General features: G+C 73.3%; 15 protein-coding genes. All 15 read left to right on the forward strand.

The window, feature by feature from the left end:
* Positions 1-77 precede the first annotated feature (77 nt).
* The 15 genes from ACIO92_RS31885 (at position 78) to ACIO92_RS31955 (ending at position 22,839) form a co-directional block, all read left to right on the forward strand.
* Positions 78-512, forward strand: a complete 435-nt coding sequence (locus ACIO92_RS31885; RefSeq protein ID WP_366445777.1) for a hypothetical protein — start codon at positions 78-80, stop codon at positions 510-512.
* An 82-nt stretch (positions 513-594) separates the two neighbouring features.
* Positions 595-2,121, forward strand: coding sequence for a hypothetical protein (locus ACIO92_RS31890; RefSeq protein WP_402283892.1), 1,527 nt, complete (start codon positions 595-597; stop codon positions 2,119-2,121).
* Positions 2,122-2,208: 87 nt separating this feature from the next.
* Positions 2,209-5,637 carry a right-handed parallel beta-helix repeat-containing protein gene (locus ACIO92_RS31895; protein ID WP_402283890.1) on the forward strand — a complete coding sequence of 1,143 codons (3,429 nt, stop codon included), beginning with the start codon at positions 2,209-2,211 and terminating at the stop codon, positions 5,635-5,637.
* A 32-nt stretch (positions 5,638-5,669) separates the two neighbouring features.
* Entirely contained in the window at positions 5,670-6,944 is a 1,275-nt protein-coding gene (locus ACIO92_RS31900) for a S8 family serine peptidase (protein WP_402283888.1), read from the forward strand.
* 436 nt (positions 6,945-7,380) lie between these two features.
* On the forward strand, positions 7,381-7,977 hold the full coding sequence (locus ACIO92_RS31905) for a sigma-70 family RNA polymerase sigma factor (RefSeq protein WP_366445781.1): 597 nt from the start codon (positions 7,381-7,383) through the stop codon (positions 7,975-7,977).
* A 76-nt stretch (positions 7,978-8,053) separates the two neighbouring features.
* Positions 8,054-9,361, forward strand: coding sequence for a MinD/ParA family protein (locus ACIO92_RS31910; protein WP_402283886.1), 1,308 nt, complete (start codon positions 8,054-8,056; stop codon positions 9,359-9,361).
* Between the two features lie 46 nt (positions 9,362-9,407).
* Complete coding sequence (locus ACIO92_RS31915; RefSeq protein ID WP_402283884.1) at positions 9,408-9,944, forward strand: hypothetical protein; 537 nt, start codon at positions 9,408-9,410, stop codon at positions 9,942-9,944.
* Positions 9,945-11,056: 1,112 nt separating this feature from the next.
* Positions 11,057-13,654 carry an aldehyde dehydrogenase family protein gene (locus tag ACIO92_RS31920; protein ID WP_402061067.1) on the forward strand — a complete coding sequence of 866 codons (2,598 nt, stop codon included), beginning with the start codon at positions 11,057-11,059 and terminating at the stop codon, positions 13,652-13,654.
* Between the two features lie 5 nt (positions 13,655-13,659).
* Complete coding sequence (locus tag ACIO92_RS31925) at positions 13,660-15,348, forward strand: thiamine pyrophosphate-binding protein (RefSeq protein ID WP_366445805.1); 1,689 nt, start codon at positions 13,660-13,662, stop codon at positions 15,346-15,348.
* The gene (locus ACIO92_RS31930) at positions 15,345-16,622 is read left to right on the forward strand and encodes a beta-ketoacyl-ACP synthase II (protein ID WP_366445785.1); all 1,278 of its coding nucleotides are present in this window, start codon (positions 15,345-15,347) and stop codon (positions 16,620-16,622) included. Before ACIO92_RS31925 ends, ACIO92_RS31930 begins: the two co-directional genes overlap by 4 nt.
* 10 nt (positions 16,623-16,632) lie before the next feature.
* Positions 16,633-18,732, forward strand: coding sequence for a condensation domain-containing protein (locus ACIO92_RS31935; protein WP_402061069.1), 2,100 nt, complete (start codon positions 16,633-16,635; stop codon positions 18,730-18,732).
* Complete coding sequence (locus tag ACIO92_RS31940; RefSeq protein ID WP_366445788.1) at positions 18,729-19,976, forward strand: aminotransferase class I/II-fold pyridoxal phosphate-dependent enzyme; 1,248 nt, start codon at positions 18,729-18,731, stop codon at positions 19,974-19,976. Before ACIO92_RS31935 ends, ACIO92_RS31940 begins: the two co-directional genes overlap by 4 nt.
* A gap of 146 nt (positions 19,977-20,122) precedes the next feature.
* On the forward strand, positions 20,123-20,362 hold the full coding sequence (locus ACIO92_RS31945; protein WP_366445789.1) for an acyl carrier protein: 240 nt from the start codon (positions 20,123-20,125) through the stop codon (positions 20,360-20,362).
* Positions 20,363-20,411: 49 nt separating this feature from the next.
* Complete coding sequence (locus ACIO92_RS31950; RefSeq protein WP_401242868.1) at positions 20,412-21,173, forward strand: SDR family NAD(P)-dependent oxidoreductase; 762 nt, start codon at positions 20,412-20,414, stop codon at positions 21,171-21,173.
* A 421-nt stretch (positions 21,174-21,594) separates the two neighbouring features.
* Positions 21,595-22,839: an MFS transporter gene (locus tag ACIO92_RS31955; RefSeq protein WP_366445791.1), complete on the forward strand. Its 1,245-nt coding sequence runs from the start codon at positions 21,595-21,597 to the stop codon at positions 22,837-22,839.
* The last annotated feature ends 1 nt before the right edge of the window (position 22,840 follow it).

The raw sequence follows: 22,840 nt of genomic DNA on the forward strand, positions 1-22,840 counted from the left end.
GCGGCCGTACGTTCTCCCGGGAGCGTACGGCCGCCGGGCCGCCCCGGCCCGCCCCGAATCCAGGACAGGAACCCGTCATGACCGACCCCGAGCCCCAGCCGGAGTTCCGGCTCGCCTCCGTCTTCGACCACGCGGACCCGGTGACGGGTCCGGGGTTCGCCGCGGACCACCCGGTGGTCGAGAACCCCGAACTGCACACCCTGCTCCTGAAGCGGCTGGCCGCCGGAACGCCGGTGCTCGCGACGCCGGCGCTGATGGACGACGTGCTGGACCCCTCCCGGGTCGCCGAGGTGCCGCTCACCTTCCGTACGGACGGGCGGTGGGTGTGGACGGACACCGTCACGTACTACTTGGAGCACTACGCGCTCGCCCCCGATCCCGAGCTGCTGGCGCACCTGAGCGACCCCTCCTACGCGGCCCCCGGCCCCCTCGGGCAGGACGTCGTCGAGCGGGCCGCCGCCTTCGTCCTGACCCCGGCGCCGGAGGGGACGGAGATCCATCCGCTGGGCTGACCGGGGCTGGTGAACCACGGGGCGCCGCCGGTCCGTTCGTACGTGCGCGGAGGGTTCGCGACGAGCGAGGGGACCGAGGGGAATGACGGTGGACGACAACGAGGTGCGGGCCGGGAACGCGAGCGGGCAGGCGGCGGCCATCAGCCTGCCCGCGGTCGCCTGGCAGCAGGCGGGCGAGGAGCCGGAGGGGAACCCGGACGGGAAGCCGGAGAGCGGGCCTGAGGGGAAGTCCCGGGAGTCCGCGGGCAAGCCCGTCGAAGGGGCCGTGACGCCGGAGCCGGTCGCGGAGGCCACCGGGCAGGAGTCCCCGGCCGCGCCCTCGGTCGTGCCCTCCGGCGCCGCCCCGGCCGTGCCTTCCGCCGACGGCGGGACCGGGACTGAAGCCGGGACCGAAACCGGTGCCGAAGCCGTGCGCGTCGCCGGGGGCGGCACCGGGTCCGACGCCGACGGCGGGGACGCGCCGGAGAGCGCCCCCGGGGGCGGGACCCAGGCGGCCTCCGACGCGGACGGCCTCGCGGCGGAGGCCGCCGCGGCGCCCGGGGTACGGGCCGAGTCCCGGCCCGGACGGCGGCTCTCGAAGCCGATGATCGCGGCGGCGGCCACCTCGGGCGTGGTGCTGATGGGCGTGCCGCTGCTGCTCTCGCAGCTCGGCGGCGGCGGTTCCGGGCCGGGTCCCCTGCCGCCGCGCCCCACCGGGTACAACCAGGCGGACGGCGGTCCCGGCGGCTTCGTGCCGAGGGCCGACGCGCCGGAGAAGGGCTCCTCGCTGCCCGGCGCCGCCGCGCCGGGGGCCACGCCCCGCTCGGGCAACGGCTCCACGGTCGCCGGGAAGGGCCCCCTGTCCACGGGCGTCACCGGCATCGGCGTCGGGCTGGGCGCGGGTGCCCCCGCCGGTCCGACACCCACCTCCTCCCAGGCCCCCGGTACCGGCCGGAACTCCGGCGGCGGCCCGGGGAAGGCTCCGGCCCCGACCTCCTCCGCCAAGGGCGGCCCCACGCCCACCAAGGCCCCCGCCAAGCCCCGGGAGACCGCGGGCATCCCGCAGAAGCCCGCCACCCAGGCGCCTCCGCCCCCTCCGGCGAAGAAGCAGTACTCGGCCGTGGCGGGGCCGAACTGCGCCGGTGCGGGCGCGAGTTTCACGTACAGCGGCTGGTACACCGACGGCAAGGAGGGCTGGCAGAAGTACGGCTCCGGCGGCTACGCGGGCGGCGGCTGCAACGGCGCCTTCCTCTCGCTGCCGATGTCCGGGAACGCGGGCTCGGACGCCGGGAACGCGCTGCGCTGGACCTTCCGCACCGGCTCCTTCACCTCCGGGACCTGCCAGGTCTCGGTGCACATCCCCAACAACAGCGACATCAAGGCGGTCGGCGGCAAGCCGTCGTACTACACGGTGCACGCGGGTGCCACGGGGAGCGACCCGATCCTGCGGTCCTTCCGCCTCGACCAGCAGTCCCTGCGGGGCCAGTGGGTGAGCGCGGGCAGCGTCCGCCTCACCGGCGGCGTACTGACGGTGAAGCTCCACGACCGGGGCATCGACTGGTCGGGGTCGCGGGAGACCTACGCCCATCACGCGGGCGACGCCGCCCGCGTCCAGTGCACCTCTGCCTGACGAGGCGGCCGGCCGCACCGGCCCGCTCCTGAGGCCCCGCACCTGAGGCCCCTCTCCGAGGGGCCACCACGAAGGGAACATCCACGCATGTCGCGCCATGTGCTGACCGTGAGCGCCGAGGCGCAGAGCGACCGCCCGCCCGCGGGCGGCCCCTACCGCACGATCGGGGCGGCCCTGGAGGCCGCGCGCAGCGGTGCGGTGATCTCGGTGCGTCCGGGCCGGTACGAGGAGAACCTGGTCATCACCAAGATGGTGACGATCACCGCCGAGGACCCGCACGGGACCGTGCGGATCGTGCCGCCCCGGGGGACGGTGGTGCAGGTGGTGGCCGAGGCGGTGCAGCTGACGGGTCTGGTGCTCCAGGGGCAGGACGACGAGCTGCCCGCCGTGGACGTGCCGCGCGGGCAGGCGGCGCTCCAGGACTGCGAGGTGGTGGGCAACGCCTGGACGGCGGTGCTCACCCGGCAGCAGGGTTCGCTGGCGATGCGGGGCTGCCGGGTGACCAATCCCGGTGGTGCGGGGATCGTGGAGACGTCCACCGGCACCAGTGTGATCGACGGCTGTGTCGTGGAGCATCTGGGCACCTCGGCGGTGGTCATCGGCGAGCGGGCCAACCCGACCTTCCGCAACTGCGTGTTCCGCGACGCCCGGGGCAACGGGGTGTGCGCCAACGGCGAGGCGCGGGGGCTCGTCGAGGACTGCGAGATCTCGGCCACCGACAAGCCCGCCGTCGCCCTGGAGCAGAACAGCGCCACCCGGGTGGTGCGGACCTCGGTGCGGGACTGTCTGCTGGGCGTGTACATCAGCTCGAAGGAGCGGGTGGTCCTGGAGGACTGCTCGGTGTCCGCGACGAAGGTGCACGGCATCGCGCTCGCCGAGGGCACCGACCCGGTGCTGACCCGCTGCCGGGTCTCCCGGACGAAGGGCAACGGCATCCATGTGACGGGGCGTTCGCGCGGCGCCTTCGAGGAGTGCGAGGTCACCGCCGCCGAGGGCACCGGCATCTGGGTGGAGGAGTCCTCGGGTCCCTCGTTCAAACGGTGCTCGGTGCGGGACTCGCGGGAGGCCGGGGTCCAGCTGACCGGGGACAGCGCGCCGGACTTCGACCGGCTGGAGGTGCGCGGCGGCGCGGCGGCGGGGGTGCGCGTGCTGGAGGGCGCGAACCCGATGCTGCGGCGGCTGAACGTGTCGGACGTGGCCGGGGCCGGGGTGGAGGTGACCCGGGGCGGCCGGGGCCGTGTGGAGGGCTCGGAGATCTCCGCGACCGGGCAGGCGGGAGTGCGGATCGCCGACGGCGGAGACGCGTACGTCGGCACCACCACGGTCCGGGGGACGGGCGCGGCCGGGGTGTCGGTCGGCGGGGGCGGGGTGGCCACGCTGCGGGACTGCGAGGTCTCCGACTCGCCGCAGGAGGGGGTGCTCGTCGAGGACGGCGGGGAGCTGACCGCGGCCCGCACCCGGGCGCGGTCCTGTCGGCGGTACGGCTTCCGGGTCGCGGAGGGCGGGCGGGCCGCGCTGAACCGGTGCGAGGCGGTGGACAACACCGGCGACGGCATCCGCGTCGACTCGACGGAGGCGGTACGGGTGCACGACTGCGCGGTCTCCGGGAACGGGGGCTCGGGGCTGCGCCAGCTCAAGCCGTCGGCGCGGCTCGCGGTGGAGAACCTGACGAGCGCGGAGAACGACCTGCCGGACTCGTACGGGGAGATGACGGCGGCGTCCGGCGGGCCGGGGGCGGCGGCGGACGGACCGCGCGGGGAGGAGGACCGGGAGGGCTCGGCGGACGGTGTCTCCGGCGGGGCCGCGCGGGCGGGCGGGTCCGCCGCGTCGCGCAGGCCGGACGGGCCGCTGGAGTCGCTGAACGCGCTGGTCGGCCTGGACGGGGTGAAGGAGCAGGTCGCCACCCTGGTCAATCTGAACAAGCTGGCCAGGCGCCGGGAGCTGGCGGGGATGCCCGCGCTGCCGATGAGCCGTCATCTGATCTTCGCGGGGCCGCCCGGCACCGGCAAGACGACGGTGGCCCGGCTGTACGGCTCGATCCTCGCGGAGCTGGACGTGCTGCCGTCGGGTCACCTCGTGGAGGTGGCGCGGGCGGACCTGGTGGCGTCGATCATCGGCGGGACGGCGATCAAGACGACGGAGGTGTTCCAGCAGGCTCTGGGCGGTGTGCTGTTCATCGACGAGGCGTACACGCTGTCGCAGGGGACCGGGGGCAGCGGGCCGGACTTCGGCCGGGAGGCCATCGACACGCTGGTGAAGCTGATGGAGGACCACCGTGACGAGGTCGTGGTCATCGTGGCGGGGTACTCGGAGGAGATGCGGGGCTTCCTGGACTCCAACCCGGGTCTGGCGTCCCGGTTCAGCCGCACGGTGGAGTTCGAGAACTACGGGGACGACGAGCTGACCACCATCGTGACGCTGTCCGCCGCCTCGCACGGCTACCAGCTCGCCGACGGCACCCGTGAGGCCCTGACGCTGCACTTCGAGACCATGGCGAAGGGCGCCGACTTCGGCAACGGCCGGGCCGCGCGCAAGGTCTTCGAGGAGATGGTGGACCGGCAGGCGTCCCGGCTCGCCGCGCTGCCGGAGATCGGCAACACCGATCTGGCGCTGTTGAAGCCGGAGGACGTGGGGGCGACGGCCGCGGCCGCGGTGGCCGCCGCGGCGTCCGGGCAGCCGGTGGAGCGCAGGACGGAACTCCTCGAAGAACTGCGGGCGATGATCGGTCTGCCCGCCGCCAAGGAGCAGGTCGAGGACCTGGTCAATCTGATCAAGCAGGTCAACCGGCGCAAGGAGGCCGGGCTCCCGACGGCCACGATCAGCCACCACGTGGTGTTCTCCGGCCCGCCCGGCACCGGCAAGACGACGGTGGCCCGGCTGTACGGGCAGCTGCTCGCCGAGCTGGGTGTGCTGCCGGGCGGCCAGCTGGTGGAGACCGCGCGGGCCGATCTGGTGGGCCGTTTCGTGGGCCACACCGCGCAGTTGACGAAGGACGCCTTCGACCGGGCGCGCGGCGGCGTGCTGTTCATCGACGAGGCGTACACGCTGACGCCGCGCGGCGGCACGGGCAACGACTTCGGGCAGGAGGCGGTGGACACCCTCATGAAGCTGATGGAGGACCATCGTGACGAGGTCGTGGTCATCGTCGCCGGGTACGCCGACGAGATGCGGGGCTTCCTGGACTCCAACCCGGGCCTGGCCTCGCGCTTCTCCCGCTCCGTCGTCTTCGAGCACTACACCGACGAGGAACTGGTGCGGATCGTCGGGGCGTTGTCCGACAAGGCCGGTTACGTGTGCCCGCCGGAGACCCTGTCGGCGCTGGCCGAGCTGTTCGCGGCGGTGCCGCGCGACCGTAACTTCGGCAACGGCCGCTTCGCCCGCCAGACCCTGGAGACGATGATCACCCGGCAGGCCGGCCGCCTCAGCAAGCTCGACGACGTCGAGGACATGGCCGAGCTGAGCCTGCTGCTGCCGCAGGACGTGCCCTGGGACCGGGTACCGGACGGTGTCGTGTGAGCCGGGGTGCGCGGGGCGGGGCGGCGGCCCTCGTGGCAGGGCTGCTGTGCGGGACGCTGACGCCGGGGAGCGCGGCGGCCGTGCCCGGTCCGGACGGCGGGACCGGCTCCCGCGCGACCGCGATCCGGGCCGGGGCGGCGACCGGGGCGGCGGGTACCGATCCCGCCTCGCTGCCCTCCGTCACGCAGCGGCTCTCCGGCGACACCTGCCGCAAGCCCTCGGACCGCAAGGTCACCGGACTGCCCTGGCCCCAGGCCCTGCTGCGTCCTGAGACGGTCTGGCCGCTGTCCGAGGGGGCCGGGGTGACGGTGGCCGTGGTGGGTTCGGGGGTGGACGACGCCTCCGGGCTGCTGGGCGACCGGCTGAAGCGGACACCGCGTCTGTTCGAGGCCGGTCCGGCGACGGACTGCGCCGGTCACGGCACCTTCACGGCCGGTCTGATCGCGGCGGCCCGTACCCCGGAGGCGGGTTTCGCGGGGATCGCGCCCCGGGCACGGATCCTGGACGTCCCGGTGACCGACCGGCGGGGCAACACCACTCCCGACCTCCTCGCCAAGGGCATCCGGGCGGCGGTCCGCGGCGGCGCCCGGGTGATCGCCGTGGTGGCGGTGACGGGTTCGGACAGTCCGGCGCTGAGGAGCGCCGTGCGGGACGCGGTCGCCGGGGGCTCGGTCGTGATCGCCCCGGTCGCTCCGGACGGGGCCAAGAGCGTGGCGTATCCGGCGGCCCACCCGCAGGTGGTGTCGGTGGCGGCTACCGGCCCGTCCGGGGGGCCCGCCGGGCAGGCTCCCGAGGGCCGGGTGGACCTGACGGCGCCGGGAGAGGCGGTGACCGGTCCCGGGCCGGGCGGCCGGGGCAGCTTCACGGCCTCCGGGCCGAGTTACGCGACCGCGCTGGTGGCCGGGACGGCGGCCCTCGTCCTGGACCGCCGTCCCGAGCTGAGCCCCCGGGCGCTGGTCCACCGGCTCCGTTCGACCACGTCGGGACCGGGCGGACCGGTGCCGGATCCGGTGCGGGGGTACGGCTCCGTCGATCCGATCGCCGCCGTCACGGCGGTGCTTCCCGAGGAGCGGCGCGGCGCGGGGGCCCCGGGCGGGCGTGCGGTGGCGCCGGGGGTGGCGATGCCACCCGCGCGGGGGGCGTCCGCCGCCGGGTCCGCCTGGTGGGTGGCGGCCGGTTCCCTGGCGGTGCTGGCGGCGGTGGCGGGGGCCGCCGCCGTGGTGCCGCGAGGCCGTCGGCGCCGGTGGCGGCCGGATCACTACCGTGCCCCGGAGGCGCCGAGGAGGAGCGACCCGGACCCGGTCTGAAGTGGGGCGGCGGAAGGCCCGCCCGTGGCAGGACCGTGTGACCGCCGGTCCACTGCTGCCGGTCTCCGAGGACGGGGGTGCGCGCAGGGTGGTGACGGCGTGGGTGACGCCGTGGTGGAGAACGGCCTGGAGACGGCTTGGGGAACGGCTTGGGGAACGGTCCCGCTCAAGCCCGTGAACGTATCCACCCACACCGTCTCAGCCCGCAACACCCCGCCCATACAGGCGAAATGCCCCGAGTCGAGCCCCCCGCGACGACTTTTAGCCACTCGTTACCGGACGGGCCGCGATCACGTCCGGGCATTAGCAAAACATTAGCCAAGGTTGCCACAGTCGTCCTCGACCAGTCCGATGTGCTTCGAGCCGTCGGTCGATCGATGCTGCCGTCCGCCACCCCGGCGTCGTCGACGTGCGGCGTGGGGAAGGAACAACCGGGATGGGAACGCACGACCGCGGTTGCGGCGGCACGGTCAGCGACGGGACGGGACCGGGCGTCCACGCGGCGGCGAGCCCCCGCCCCACCATGGACCGCGACACCCTGGTGGAGCTCCACCGGCTGCACGCCTCCGCCCTGTTCCGCGCCCTGCTCCGTCTGACCAGCGGGGACCGGGGAAGGGCCGAGGACATGCTCCAGGAGACGTTCCTGCGCGCCTGGCAGAACCCGCAGGCACTGACCCGGGGCCCTGAGCACGGCCGCCCCTGGCTCTTCACCGTCGCCCGCCGGATCGCCATCGACCACTTCCGTGCGCAGTCCGCCCGGCCGAAGGAGCTGGGGGACGAGACGCCGGAGGACCGCGCGGCCCCGGACGACCCGTACGAGGAGGTCGTGATCGCGCACGCCGTCGACGACGCGCTCGCCGAACTGCCCGTCCACCACCGCGAAGTGCTGGTGGAACTGCACCTCAACGACCGCTCGACCGTGGGTGCGGCCGCGGTGCTCGGGATTCCGCCGGGCACGGTCAAGTCCCGCAACTTCTACGCGGTACGGGCGCTGCGCCCCGTCCTGGAGCGGCACGGTCTCGCCCCGGAGTGAACGCGGAGGGCGTGTCGTCTGAACCGGTCGTGCTCGTCCGGCCGTTCCTCCGGGTGACCGACGAGAGGGGGCCGCGGTGGTCACCGCCGTAGCCAGGAACGACCTGGACGCGCCCGAGCACTGGACGGACGCGCCCGACCACAGCCCCGAGCACTGGCGCACGGGGCGGAGCGAAGCCCCGCCGGGGACACCGGGCGCGATGCCCGTCGAGACACCGGCGGAGACCCCGGACGGGGTGCCGCCCGAACGGGCCGCCGAAGCCGTACCGGCGGGGCACGCGCCCATGGAGCCCTCGGCCACCGAACCGGCTCCGGCATCGGCATCGGCATCGGCATCGGCATCGGCGGAGCCCGTGGCCGCCGATCCCGCACCCATGGGTCCCGTCCCGGCGGAGCCCGTATCGGCGGTGGCTCCGGAGCGGGGGCCGGAGCACCCGCCGGAGACCGAGGCGGGGAGCGGGACGGGGGCCGGGGTCGTGGTGCGGGCCGCGGTCCCGCTCGGGTCGGTCCCGGCCCGAGCGGCGGAGCCGTTGACGGAGGTGCGGCCGGCCCGGCGTGCTTCTCGTCCGCTCTTCCGGATCGGGCGGCGCGGGGGGCCGGGCGGTGCCCCCGACGTCCTCCGGGTCCCGCTGCTGCGCAGTCACCGGATCGCGGTGATCGGCCTGAGCGGCGGGGCCGGGAAGACGACCACCGCCCTGGCGCTCGGCGCGGTGCTGGCGCGGGAGCGGGCCGACCGGGTCGTCGCCGTGGACGCGAGCCCCGACTCGGGCGCCCTGGGCCGACGGGTGCGGCGGCAGTCCGACGCCACCGTGCGCGATCTGGTGGCCGCGCTCCCCGGGCTGCGCACGTACATGGACATCCGGGCGTTCACCTCGCAGACCCCCAGCGGCCTGGAGGTCGTGGCGCACGACCCGGACCCGGCGGACCTCCGGGCGTTCGGCGAGCGGGACTACCGGCAGGTCGTCGGTCTGCTCAGCGGCCAGTACCCGATCGTCGTCACCGACTCCGGGACCGGGATGCCGCACGCGTTCCTGCGCGCGGTCCTGGAGCTGTCGGACCAACTGGTCGTGGCGGCCGCTCCGGGCGCGGACGGGATGAGCGGCGCCGGTCTGGTCTTCGACCGGCTGACCGCCCTCGGCCACGAGGAGAAGGCGCGCCAGGCGGTGACGGTCGTCTCCGCCGGACGGTCGTCCCCGGGGCGGCCGGTCCGGATGGACGAGGCCGTGGCGCACTTCCAGCAGCGCTGCCGGGCCGTGGTGACCGTCCCGTACGACCCCCAGCTGGCCAGGGGCGGCGAGGTCGACCCGGAGTCGATGCGGAGCCGGACCCGGGCCGCGTACTACGAACTGGCGGCGCTCGTCGCCGGGAACTTCCCCCGCGACTGACGCCGTCCCTCCCCCTCACCGTCCCCGAAAGCACTGGAGAGCACCCATGGCCTGGTACGAGGGCCCCTGCCGGATCACCGTCACCGGTCTCGACGCCGACTGGCCGCAGCGCGCGGTGGTCACCGTGTCGGGTGCGCGCGGGGCGCGGATCGAGGTCCCCGGCGAGGTGGGGACGGTCCGGGAGGTCGACGCGCCGAGCTGGCACCTGGAGGTGGAGCACCTGCACGAGGGCCGGTGGCGGCCCAACATCCGGGCGGTCAGGAGCCGCTGGGAGACCGTGGGCGGCGTCCGTACGCAGACGATCACCAGCAAGGACGTGGACTGGCCCGGGGGCAATCGGCACGAGCGCAATCTGGTGCTGCGGCTGGAGCGGATCGGCGGGGAGGCCGAGCGTCCGCGCGAGACGGTCCGGGAGGCGCCGGTGCGGGCGGTCACGCAGTCGTCCGCCGACGCCCCCACCCGTCGTGCGGCGGCCGGTCCCGCCTCCGTCCCCACCCGGTCCTCCTCGGGCGGTTCCGTCTTCGGCGCTCCGCCCACGACCTCCGGGGGCGCGACCTCCACGAGCAGCAGCAGCCCCTGGTAGGACCCGGGCGGTCCGCCCGGCCGGTGTCCGATCCGCTCGGGACGCCGCCCGGGTGGACGCCGGGGCGGGCGCTGGGGCGGCGCTCCACTTGATCCTCGGCGTCTGCCCAGCCGGTCAGCTGCCGGATGAAGTGGGGAGGGTCCCGGGCCGCGGGCCACTCGGGGCCATTTCCGTACGCGTCCGTCGGCCGACGGAGCCACGCCGACCTCGCGGTGGTCCTGGTGAAGCGCCCCGCGACCGAAGACGGATGCGGCAGCCGTCTTGCCCGTACCCGTGCTCCACCCCCCGAGCGGCTCCGCTCGACGTCTCAGCACACCGGCCGGCTGCCGCCCGCATACCGGCGGCTCCCGCCCCGGCCTGGAAATCCGATCCGGCCGGAAAAGCTCGATGGGTCCACAGGGCTCTCGAACGAAACGGCGAACCGGGTCACGGTGGCCACGCCTCGCGGGATATTCGATCCACGTTCCTTTCCCGTCGATCCGCCTCGCCCTTTCGATTCCGCCGGGATACCCGACTGACGCGGGTCTTTTCTTCGCCGACCTGGGCGGACAACTCCAGGGCCCGCTTTTTCCGCATCAAACCCAGGTGGCACCGATTCGCCACGAGCATGGGTGATCAGCCGTTCTCCTTCCGAGGCCGGATCTGATCCGGGTCGACGGGTCGATATGGGGCCGATGTCCCATGACTCTCCCCTGCCGTCGGGCGAACACATGGCTCCCGAACAGGCGGATGAACCTGCCTGCCCCTCCCCGACACAGAACCATGTCCGTACCCCGCCGATGGGCTTTCGTCTGCACTCCGGCACCAGCCGCCCCATGGGTCGACCGATCAGAAATGGCCACCCCCGGCATATCCCATGCTTCACTGCCCACCCACTCATCCCCCACGTTCCATAAGGCGTTCTTGCCGTACTCGACACTGTTCTGGAGGTATGGGAAAGTCATTTCTGGACGCGTCTCGTTGAACAACGGCAGGCGTTGTCACTGGGTTTTGGGTCTGCGGACACGCGCATCCGAGAATCTGGGCGAACCCTTGACCTTAAGGAGCACGAGTTGCTCGTTTCCAGGCGTTTGATCTCGCCCGAGGGGCACATCTGGGAGACAGATGAAATCATGGCCCGCGTATTCGGTGCCACCGAAATCTTCGCACGCCGCGGTATCGAGCCCGGTTCGCGAGTGATGATGAGCGGGGCGAATTCTCCGGAGTGGGTCGTCGCTCTGCTCGCCCTCGTCCACCTCGACGCCTCGGTGGTCCTGACCGATCACCGGGCCACCCCTGCACAGCGCTCGCGGATCCGCTCCCAGGCGCGCGTGGTCCACGAGATCGGTGACGGCGCGTACGGCGACGCGGCGCCCCGTACCGCCTGGAACACGGCAGCCGTACCCGATGTCGCGAGCTGGGCGCGGCGCCAGGACGCGGCGATCTCGTGGTCGTCGGGTACGACGGGGCAGCCCAAAGGCATCGTCCGCTCGGGCCGTTCGATCCTGGACAATCTGACGCTCAGCGCGGAGCGCATGGGATACCGGCCCGACGACGTCTTCCTGCCCGTCCTGCCGTACTCCCATCAGTACGGTCTGTCGCTGGTCCTCTGCTGGTGGCTGGGCGGAGGCACCCTCGTGGTCTACGGGCCCGCGACCCGGCTGGACCGCGCGCTGGAGATCGGTGTCGACCACGGTCTCTCCATCGTCGACGGGGCCCCGCCGACCTACTACAGCCTCCTGAACCTGCTCGACCGCCGTCCCGCTCTCGCCGACGCGGTGGAGAGCGTACGGGCCTGGTGCGTGGGCGGCGCGCCGCTGGGGCGCAGCCTGCGCGACCGGTTCCACGCCCGTACGGGCCGGCATCTGCTCGACGGCTACGGAGCCACCGAGCTGGGGAACATCGCGCTGGCGCCCCCCGCCGATCCCGTCGGGTGCGGCACGCCGCTGCCCGGTGTGGTCGTCGAGGTCCACGACGAGCACGGAAGGCCGCTTCCCCCCGGTCGGCTGGGCGAACTCGTCGTACGCGGTGACGGCCTGATGACCGGCCGGCTCTCGGACGACGGTGAGATCGTTCCGGTGGCGAGTCCCGTGCACCGCACCGGCGACATCGGTCTGCTCGACGACGCCGGACGGGTCTTCCCTGTCGGGCGGAAGCGTGCCGTGCACCGGGACGGTCACACCCTGTACCCCGACCACCTCGCCGAGCGGGCCGAGTCGACCGGCGCGCGGACGGAGGTCGTCGCCGTCCCCGACGCGCGTGTCGGGTCCCGTCTCGTGTTCGTGATCGCGGACCCGGACGGGCACGAGCCCGGCCACTGGAAGCGGCTGCTGCGCACCGTGCTGGCCCGCTACGAGCAGCCCGATCACATCGTCGTGCTTCCCGAACTGCCGTACACGGAGACGGGAAAGCCGCACCAGGCCCTGCTGGAGAAGATCGCCATGACCTCGCTGTCCGCGTCACGGAAGACGACCACCGATGTCACCACGTCCGGCCCGACCGTCGGCGCCACCGGCTATCACCCCCTCTTCGCCGAACGGGTCGAGGCCTTGCGCGCGGTGCGGCGGTACGTGGCGGAGCATGAGGAGGCGGTGCTGGACATTCTCACCGAGATCTCGCCCCATCGCACCGCCAGCGCGGAGATCCATTCGTTCCTCGCCACCCTCGACGGAGCGGAGGAGGAGATCCGCCGCGCCCGGCCCGGATTCGTTCCCAGGACCGCGGTCTTCATGCCCTCCAATATTCCGCTCTATTCCTACGCGCTGTACATCCTCGTCGCGTCTCTCTACAGCGACGGAATCACCTTCCGGCCGTCTTCCGAGATCAAGAGCCAGATCCAGCGTCTGCACGAACTGCTGGCACCGGTCCACGGATTACCCGTCACGCTCTCCGAACTGAGCCAGCGAAAGTTCGTGACGGGTCCCGTACGCGAAGCGGACCTCATCGTCTTCACCGGAAACTACGCCAATGCCGAGACCGTCAGAGAAGGACTGGCGGAGGACCAGCTCTTCCTCTTCTTCGGTAACGGTATCAACCCCTTCGTGCTGGCGCCCGACGCCGACCTCACCCGCGCTGTGCACGATGTCATGCGCATCCGGCTCTACAATTCGGGCCAGGACTGCTTCGGTCCCGATGTGGTGTTCGTACCGAAGGGCCGTACCAAGGAATTCGTCGACCTCCTGTCCGCCGAACTCGCCTCACTGCGTTTCGGGCAGAACGGTGATCCTGTCGCCGACTACGGCCCGATCTACTACGACTCCGCCCTGGTGAACTGCTCGGACTACCTGGTGCGCCATGCGCGCCACATCCGGCACGGCGGGCGCATCGACCTGCCGTCCCGCAGCGTCGAACCGACCGTGCTGCTCTGGGACTTCGACGAGAAGATCCCCCTCCAGGAGATGTTCGCCCCGGTGTTCAACGTCGTGGCCTACCCCAGTGCCCGGCTGCTGCGTGAACGGCTGTCCAGCCCCTACTTCAACGAACGCGCTTTGGGAGCGATGGTGTACGGGAACGACCCGGAGACGGTGAACGTCCTGTCCAAGCGTCACCGGACCTGTGTCAACCACACACTGCTCGACGCCGAGGACGGCAACCGTCCGTTCGGCGGGTTCGGGCTGAGAGCCAACTACCTCTCCTACGGCGGCGAGCGCCGCGCCGAGCCACTGCTCATGTCCCTGGCCGTGGCGCAGAACCTCCCGACGGCCGCCCCTGACACGGAGGACGAGACGTGACGCGGATGACCAAGCGGTACCCCGACGCGTGGTGCGCCGTCGTCGACCTGCTGGTGGCGAACGGGGTGGACACCTGCTTCGGGCTGCCGGGCGACGATCTGGAGCTGCTGCGCGCCCTCGACGGCGCCGGGCTGGACCTCGTGCCCTGCCGTGACCAGCGGAACGCGATGTACATGGCGACCGGCTACGCACTGCAGTCGGGGCGGCTCGCCGTATGCCTCCTGGGCAAGGGCCCGGCCGTCACCCACGCGGCCACGGGGCTGCTGGAGGCGCGGGAGTCCGGCGCGCCCGTCCTCGTGCTCGCCGCCGGCGCGCCCGAGCGGCGGCGGGGCAGCGGCGGGTTCCAGGAGCTCGACCAGGTCGCCGTCACGGCGCCCCTCGTGCGGTGGGCGTACCGGGTGGGGCACCCGGACCGGGTCGTCCCCGCGACGGTGACGGCGCTGACCCGAGCCGTCGGGCCGCCGTCGGGACCCGTGTATCTGGAGGTGCCCGACGACGTCCGTACGGCGGAGGTGCTCGTCACGGGCCCCCGGCCGACTCCCCCCGAGACGCTGTCTGTCGAGTCCGCGCCCGTGCGCCGGGGACCCGCGCTGGCGGCGATCCGCGCGAGCCTGCGGCCGGTGGTGCTGGTGGGCGGCGGGATGCGGCACCGCAACGGCGGGGGCGCGGTCGAGCGCTTCGCCGAGCGGCTGGGCGCGGCGCTCTTCACCACCGCGTCCGGGCGGGGTGCCGTCGACGAGCGCCATCCGCTGTTCTGCGGCGTGGCGGGCCTCTACGCCTCGGCTCCCGCCCGCGAACTGCTGTCGTCCTGTGATCTGGTGGTCTCGCTCGCCGGACGGCTGGAGGAGACGGTCGTCGAGGGCGGCGCGCCATGGCCCTCGGTCACGGTGGTGCAGGTCAACGTGGACGCGGGCGGGCTGTCCTCGGAGTTCTCCGGCCCGCGGGTGCTCGGAGACGCCCGGCACGCCGTGCTCGGCTGGTCGCAGGCGCTGGACGAGGACGGCAGGGCCGGACACGGGGACGCGCCGGAGGTGTGGGCGGACAGGATCGCCGCCGCCCGCGAGGCCATGTCGCTCCAGGCGGAGGCGGAGCTGGCCCGTGCGGCGGCACTGCCGGGCATCCGTATCGCGGAGCTGCTGGCCGCGCTCGACGCCACCGCCGCCGAGCCCGGTGTGCTGGTCCAGGAGAACGGGCTGCAGGACATGTGGTCGTACGGTTTCCCCTTCCACGTCGGCGGCGGGTCGATCGTGCCGTCGGAGCAGACCCCCCTGGGCTTCGGGGCGGCGGCGGCCATCGGGGTCAAGCGGGCCGCCCCGGACCACGAGGTCACCGCGTTCATCGGGGACGGCGCGTTCCTCTCCGCGCGCGCGGACATCGCCGTCACCGCCACGGCCCACGGCGGTGTGCTGTACGTGGTGCTGTGCAACGGCGGCTACGGCTGGCTGGACGCCCAGCGCGCCCGCCTCGGTCTCGACGCCGACCGCTACCCCTTCGCCCGTCCGGGGGCGCCGCCGCCCGTGGTGGACGGCCCGGACATCCACTGCCGTGTGCTGCGCGACAAGGCCACGCTCACCGAGGAGGTCGTCGCCGCGCGGCGGTTCTGCTCCCGGGGAGGCACAGCGGTGCTCATGGTGCCCGTCGCCCCCGACGACATCCTCCCCGCCCTCCGTGACGCCGTGGTGGTCCCGCAATGACGGACGCGAGCGGGGGAGACGGTGCCGGACGCGCCCGGACGCGGCGCCGGGTGATGGTCACCGGGTACGGGGCGGTGACGCCGCTCGGTCACAGTGCGGGCGAGACCTGGGCGGCGATGCTGGCCGGACGCAGCGGCATCGACACCGTGGAAGGGATGGACGTGACCGGCCTCGGTGTCCGGATCGGCGGACAGGTCCGCGGCTTCGTACCGGGCGACCACATGCCGCCCGCGGTCAGTCGCCGCGCCGACCCGTACGCGCGGTTCGCCCTGGCGGCGGCGCTGGAGGCCTGCGAGCACGCCCGCCTCGTCGTCGACGCCCGGCTGGCCCCGAGGGTCGCGGTGATCATCGGCAGTGGATACGGCCCGGTGGGGTCGATCTACCGCGCCGCGAACACGCTCCGCGACAAGGGGCCACGGTCCATCAGCCCCTTCACCCAGGTCACCACGGCCATGGACAGCGCCGCCTGCGAGATCAGTATGCGCCTCGGCGTCCAGGGCCCCAGCCGGGCCCAGAGCACGGCGTGCGCGAGCGGCGCGGACGCGGTGGGCGCGGGGATGCGCATGATCGGCAACGGGGAGGCCGACATCGTCCTGGTGGGCGGCGCCGACGCCTGTGTCACCACCGTCGACCTCGCGGGCAGCGGCAACGCCCGTGCGCTGTCCCGGCGCAACGACGATCCTGCCGGGGCGTGCCGGCCGTTCGACGCGCACCGCGACGGGTTCGTGATGAGCGAGGGGGCCGCCGTGCTGGTCCTGGAGGCCGCCGAGGTGGCCGAGAGGCGGGGGGCGACGGCCCTGGCCGAGCTCGCGGGCTACGGGGCGAGTTCCGACGCACATCACTGGACCGCCCCGCATCCGGAGGGTCGTGGCGCGTGCCTCGCGGTCGAGGCGGCGCTGCGCGACGCCGGGATCACGGGGGCGGACGTGGACTATGTGAACGCCCACGGCACCGGGACGCTCCTGAACGACACCGTCGAGACGGCCGTCCTGCGCAGGGTGCTGGGTGACCGGGTCACCCGTATCCCCGTCAGCTCCACCAAGTCGATGACCGGGCACATGATCGGCGCCGCCGGAGCGGTCGAACTGGTGGCCTCGATCCTGGCCCTCCGCACGGGTGACGTTCCGCCGACCATCAACTGTGACGAGCCGATCGCCCCGGACATCAACTTCGTGCCGCACCGGACGCAGCACCACGCGGGCCTGCGGACCGCGCTCAGCAACTCGTTCGGTTTCGGCGGCCACAATGCCGCTCTCGTGGTCCGAGCGGTATGAGGTCCCGGCGATGAACCACCTTCCGGGAACGACCCCGAGCCCCGCCACCGTCGTCCGCGGCGGGCCCCTGACCTGGATCCAGCAGTGGCACTGGTTCGAGCGCGGCATTCCCTCGCCCCGGCGGGTGAACCCGACACCGCTCGCCGACCACTGCCATGTCCCTCCCCCGGCGACCGTCGCCGATGTCCACCGGGCGCTCGCGGTCCTCACCGCCCGTCACGAGGCGCTGCGGACGACCGTGGACCCGCTCCGTACCCTCCAGCACGTCCACCGCGCGGACTGGTCCCCGCTGCCGGTCGACCAGATCGAGGTCCCGACGGCCGACGCCGCCACGCTGGAGGCCGCCACCGCGGCGCTGGCTCGCTGCCCGATCGATCCCGAGCGGAATCCTCCCTGGCTCGCCCGGGTGGTGCTTGAGGCGGGGAAGCCGCGTGCGGTCCTGGTGGCCGTCCACCACGTGGTGATCGACGGCTGGGGGCTGGCCGTACTGCTCGACCGACTGCACGGTCTGCTGCGCGGCGACAGCGGACCTGCGGGGACGTCCACGCACCCGCTCGACGCCGTCGCCGCCCAGTCCCCGGAACGTGCCCGCGCGTCGGAGCACGAGTGGCTGACGCGCCTCGCGGGCAACCCGACCGGCGTACTGGCCCCCTTCGGCGGGACCGAGGGCGGCGCCGGGCGCCATCGCCTCCAGTACCGCTCGGTGGGCGCGTACGACGACCTCGACCGTGTCGCCCGTCGCCATCGGGCCAGCCGGGAGGTCGTGATGCTCGCGGCGCTCGCCCACGACATCGCCGCCCGCACGGGTGAACACCGGTTCCTCGCGTCGGTGGTGGTGTCCAACCGGGCCCGGGTCGCGCTGCGGAACAGCGTGGACGTCAGGGCCCTGACGGTTCCGGTGCAGATCGATCTCCGCTCGGGCGCGGCGTTCGGCGAGGTGATCGCCTCGGTGGCCGCCGCCTCCGCCGCCGCCTACCGGTACGGCGAGTGGCGCCCCGCGGAACTGGTCGCCGCGCAGGCGCGCGCGGATCGCCGCCGCGGCGCCGTGAGCGTCCCCACCCTTGAGTACAACTGCTACTCCTGGCCCCGTGACTACCTGGTCCCCGCGCGGAACACCGCGCCGGACGGGTCCACCGGCTGGATGCGCAGCACGCCCGACGCGCCCTGCGACACGCTCTACGTCGACCTCGGTCTCGACGCCGGGGTCCTCACCCTCGATGTCACCGTCGGGGACCATCTGCTCGACGCCGGGCAGACCGCGGCCCTGCCGGTCCGGCTCCGCGGCTTCCTGCGCTCCGTCGCCGAAGGGGCCGAGCGTCCGGTTCCGGCCCGCTCGCTCGCGGCGCCCGCCGCCGGGTGGTGGCGGGCGCCGCGGGGATGGGTGTGCCTGGCCAGGGTCGAGGAGGCGCTGCGCGGCCATCCCGGAGTGCTCGACGCGACGGTGACGCCGGGCGGGGACACCGAAGGGAAGGGCCCTGAAGGGAAAGACCTCGAAAGGAAGGACGGCGAAGTGACGGCAGGGGAAGGGACGGCAGGGGAAGGGACGGACGCGGAAAGGACGGACACGGAGCGGAAAGCCGGGGAGGGGAAGGACAGGGCGCGGAAGGGCGGTGAGCGGCAGCTCGTCGCACATGTCCGCGTCGCCCCCGGTGTCACCGTCGGCGACCTGCACCACCATGTCCTGGACAGCCTCGACGAGGTGCCCGGTGTCATGGCCCCGGGCCGCTACGTCCTCTCCTTCGAGGGCCCCGCATCGGGCCGTCCGCCCGGTCGGACCCGCCCCACCTGCGCGAACTCGCCGCGGGTCCCGGCCCGCCCGCCCGCGACGGACGCCGAACGGGCGCTGGCCGCCGCCGTGGCCACCGTCATACCCGGCCGCCCGACGTCCGGCTCTCCCGACAGCCCCGCCCCCGTGGACATGAACCGTTGCCTCTCCGACCACGGAGTCACCCTCGTCGGTGTCCCTCGCCTGCTGGCGCTTCTCCACCAGCGGGGCTTCACCGGGATCGCGTCGGACGAACTGACCGGAACGGCCTCACTCGGCCACCTCGCCGCAGCTCTGGAGCCCCTGCCGCTCCGCGCCCCTCATGGAGGAGGAACCCCACCATGACCGCGTCCCGCACCCCCGCACGATCAGCCGACCGTCTGGCCCCGTGGGCCTTCGCCTCGTTCGTCGAGGCGAACACCCACGACACGGCGTACCGCCCGCCGGTGGTGGACGGTCCCGTAGGACCCACCATCGTCCGCGGCGACCGCGAACTGGTGAACTTCGCCAGCATCAGCTTCCTCGACCTGGAGCGCCACCTCCCGGTACGTCAGCACTTCGCCGAGGGGGCGCTGGCCCACGGCCTGAGCACCAGCGGATCCCGGATGACCCAGGGCATCTGCCGCCCGCACCAGGTGCTCGAGGAGACGATCGCCCGCCACACCGGCAAGGAACGGGCCATCACCTTCGCCACGGGCCTCCTGGCGAACATCGGGTTCGTCCACGCCATGAGCAGTTCCGCGCACTTCGACGCCGGGATCGAGGTGCGCAACCACGACACCGTCTTCGTCGTGGACCGTGACGTCCACTGGAGCATCTGGAAGGGCCTCGAAGGGCTCGCCTACGGCCGTAACGTCCATGCGTTCCGGCACAACGACGTCTCCGACCTGGCCCGCGTCCTGAACCGGGTGCACGCCCGCAAGACCGTGGTGATCGCCGAGAGCATCTACTCCGCCGACGGCACCATGGGCCCGATCGTGGAGATCCTGGACGCGTGCGAGCGCCACGGCGCCGTCAGCATGATCGACGACGCGAACGGCTTCATGGTCTACGGACCGGAGAACCGTCCGTACGCCCGGGAGGCCGCCGCGATCCGGGAGCGGGCCGACTTCGTCATGGTGTCCCTGTCGAAGGCCATCGGTCTGGAGGGCGGCGCGCTCGCCGGGCCCGCGGCGGCCGTCGACGCCTTCGAACTGCTCTCCGGGACCTCGATGTTCACCGCGGCCATCCAGCCGCCGACCGCCTACACCGCCGAGCGCACGATCAGCGCCCTCGCCGACGACCCGGGGATCGTCGACGGCTATCTGGCCCATGCCGCCCGCTTCCGCCGGCAGATGCACGCGGCCGGTACACCGACGACACCCACCGATTCGTACATGCTCTCGGTGCCGATCGGAAGCGACGCCGCCGCCCTGCAGATGCGGGAGTGGTTCGTCGAGGACGGCTACCTCGTGCCCGTCTTCTCCTACCCGGCCGTCACCCGCAACCAGGCGCTGCTGCGCCTGTTCCCGCACGCGGGCCACACCGAGGAGCAGATGGACGGCTTCCTGCGCACCCTCCACACCTACCGTCGCCGCCTCGGACTCTGACGCCCGAGCGCCCGACCACCGATGGGCCCCGCCCGCCGACGGGCACGACCGGGCGCACCGGCCCGCTGAACCCGGTGCGGACACGGGCGGGAACCACACCGTGTCCGACCCGCACCGGACCCACCCCCCAGAAGGAGGAACCCGTAGTGGACAACACCGATATCCTTCAGGCCCTCGCCGCGATCGTCGAAGAGGTCACCGGCTTCGAATCCACCGAGGTGACCGCCGAGAAGTCCTTCACCGACGATCTCGACATCGACTCCCTGTCGATGGTGGAGATCACCGTGGTGATCGAGGACAGGTTCGAGGTGAGGATCCCGGACGACCAGGTCGCGGAGCTGCGGACCGTCGGCGACGCCGTGAACTACATCGCCGACCACCGGTGAGGGCCGCAGGACGGCGCGGCAGCGGCACCGTTCGGCTCGTCGGGCAGCCATGAGCGTCCTCGACGGCTTCCGCCTCGACGGTCGTGTCGCCGTGGTCACCGGCGCCTCCTCGGGGCTGGGTGTCGCCTTCGCCACCGCGATGGCCGAGGCCGGCGCCGACGTCGTGCTCGGGGCCCGGCGCGCCGAGAGGCTGGAGGCCGTGCGCACGGCCGTCACGAAGCTCGGACGCCGGGCCGTCTCCGTGCGTACGGACGTCGCCCGGCCGGAGGACTGCCACGCGCTGGTCGACGCGGCCATGGGCGCGTTCGGCCGGGTGGACGTCCTGGTCAACAACGCCGGGATCAGCGGTGAGCGGCCCGCGGCGGAGGAGACACCCGGGCAGTTCCGCGAGGTCATCGACATCAATCTCAACGGCGCCTACTGGATGGCCCAGGCCGCGGGCGCGGTGATGCTGCCCGGCAGTTCCATCGTCAATGTCTCCAGCGTCCTCGCGCTGGTCACCGGCGGTCTCCCGCAGGCCGCCTACTCGGCGTCGAAGGCCGGGCTCCTCGGCCTCACCCGGGATCTGGCGCAGCAGTGGACTCCCGGCAGGGGCATCCGGGTGAACGCCCTCGCACCGGGTCTCTTCGCCTCGCCGATGACCAGTGGGTACGCCGAGGGCTACCTTGAGGAGATGATGCCTCGGGTGCTCACGGGCCGTATCGGGCGGCCCGAGGAACTCGCGGCGGCTCTGGTCTTCCTCGCCTCCGACGCGGCGTCCTACATCACCGGCACCACTCTGACGGTCGACGGGGGCACCCATATCGCGTAGTGACAACCCCGCCGGGGGAATCGTCGGCGGTCCCGATGCCGCATCCACCGGCAGCCGTCGGTGACGGTCCGTGCCGCGCTCGTCGACCGTCACCCCGGCTCCCTGACGTACGCGGCCCGGACCCTGGTGCGGAAGCCCCCGCACCCGCGGTCTCCGCCGCCCCGAGCAGCGCGTCCCACCGAAATCCGCGAGCGGATGTGTTCATGTTGTCGATGAGTGAGCGATACAGCCGGGTTCGGTCCGGCGTCACCGGGCCCGACCGCGTCGGCGCGGACGATACGGGTGCCCAGCTCGCGGGACGGCGTACGGGCGAGCCCGGCGGGTCCGCCCGCGGATGCCGCACCGGGTGTCCGGCCGTGTTCACCACTCGGGCAGGACCGGCGCGCGGGACCGGTCCGCTCGGCGTTCAGGGGAGGCAGCGATGACCACGGAACCGACCGCCCGTTCCGTACTCCACACATCGGACGGCCATGCGCACCTGCGGCGCCTGATCGTGGGCCAGGGGCTGGCGGCCGTGGTCGACGCGCTGTTCCTCGTATGGCTCACGCTCTTCGTGCTCGAACTGTCGGAACCCGGGATGAGCACCGGGTTGGTCCTCATGGCCGTGGCGCTGCCGCGCGCGCTGCTGCTGCTTCCCGCGGGGGTGCTGGTCGACCGTCTCGGGCCCGCCCCCGTCATGGTCGTCTCCGCGTGGCTCCGGGTCGCCGTCCTGCTCGCCCTCGGCGCCCTGGTCGCTCTCAGCTCGCCGTCGCTGGTGACGGTGGCGCTGCTCGGCGGGCTGCTCGGCGTCGCCGACGCCGCGTACTTCCCGGCGGCCCTGGCGTTGCTGCCCGCCGTCGTGCCGGACGAGAAGCTCGCCCGGGTCAACGGCTTGGTGCAGGGCGCGGAGTCGAGCGGTGATCTGGTCGGTCCCGCGTTGGCGGCCGGATGCGTCGCAGCGGTCGGTTTCGCCGCGACGCTGGGCGGGATCGCGGCGCTGGCCGCGCTGGCCGCCGTGGCCCTCAGCACCCTGATCCGGGTGGCACGGCGTGGCGCGGGCGCCGGTGCGGACCCCGGGGACGGTGAGCGGCCCAGCAGCGCGCGTGCTCTGGGAGCGGGCCTGAAGTACGCCTGGCACGACCCGTCGGTGCGGGGGTTGCTGGCGGCCATCGCCCTGATCAACATCGCGGTCGTGGGTCCCGTGCTGGTGGGTGGCGCGGTGCTCGCCGATCAGCGCCTCGGCGGCGCGGGAGCCCTGGGCGTCGTGCTCTCCGGTTTCGGCGTCGGCTCACTGGCCGGCTCGCTCGTGGCCGGGTGGCGGCCTCCCGCCCGGCGCGGCTGGGCGGTGATCGGCGGGGTCGCGGCGATCGGCGCGGGGATGGCCGGGCTCGCGGCCGTCACCCATGTCGTGGCCGCGACGGCGGTCGTCTCGCTGATCGGCGTCGGATCCGCGTTTCTCGGGGTGGTCGTCGTGGCCACCTTGCAGGAGCGCGTACCCGAGGGACTGCTGGGCCGTGTGCTCAGCCTGGTCGTGCTCGCGACGGTGGCGTTCGACCCGTTCTCCTATGTGCTCGCCGGATTCCTGCTCCCGTACGGTACGACGGCGCTGTTCCTGCTCTGCGGCGGCGCGGTCCTGGCCTGCGCCTGCCTGGTCGCCACGAGCCCGGCGATCCGCTCCCTGCGCTGAC

Origin of the sequence: Streptomyces sp. NPDC087215, from assembly GCF_044744885.1 — a bacterium.
Classification (GTDB): domain Bacteria; phylum Actinomycetota; class Actinomycetes; order Streptomycetales; family Streptomycetaceae; genus Streptomyces.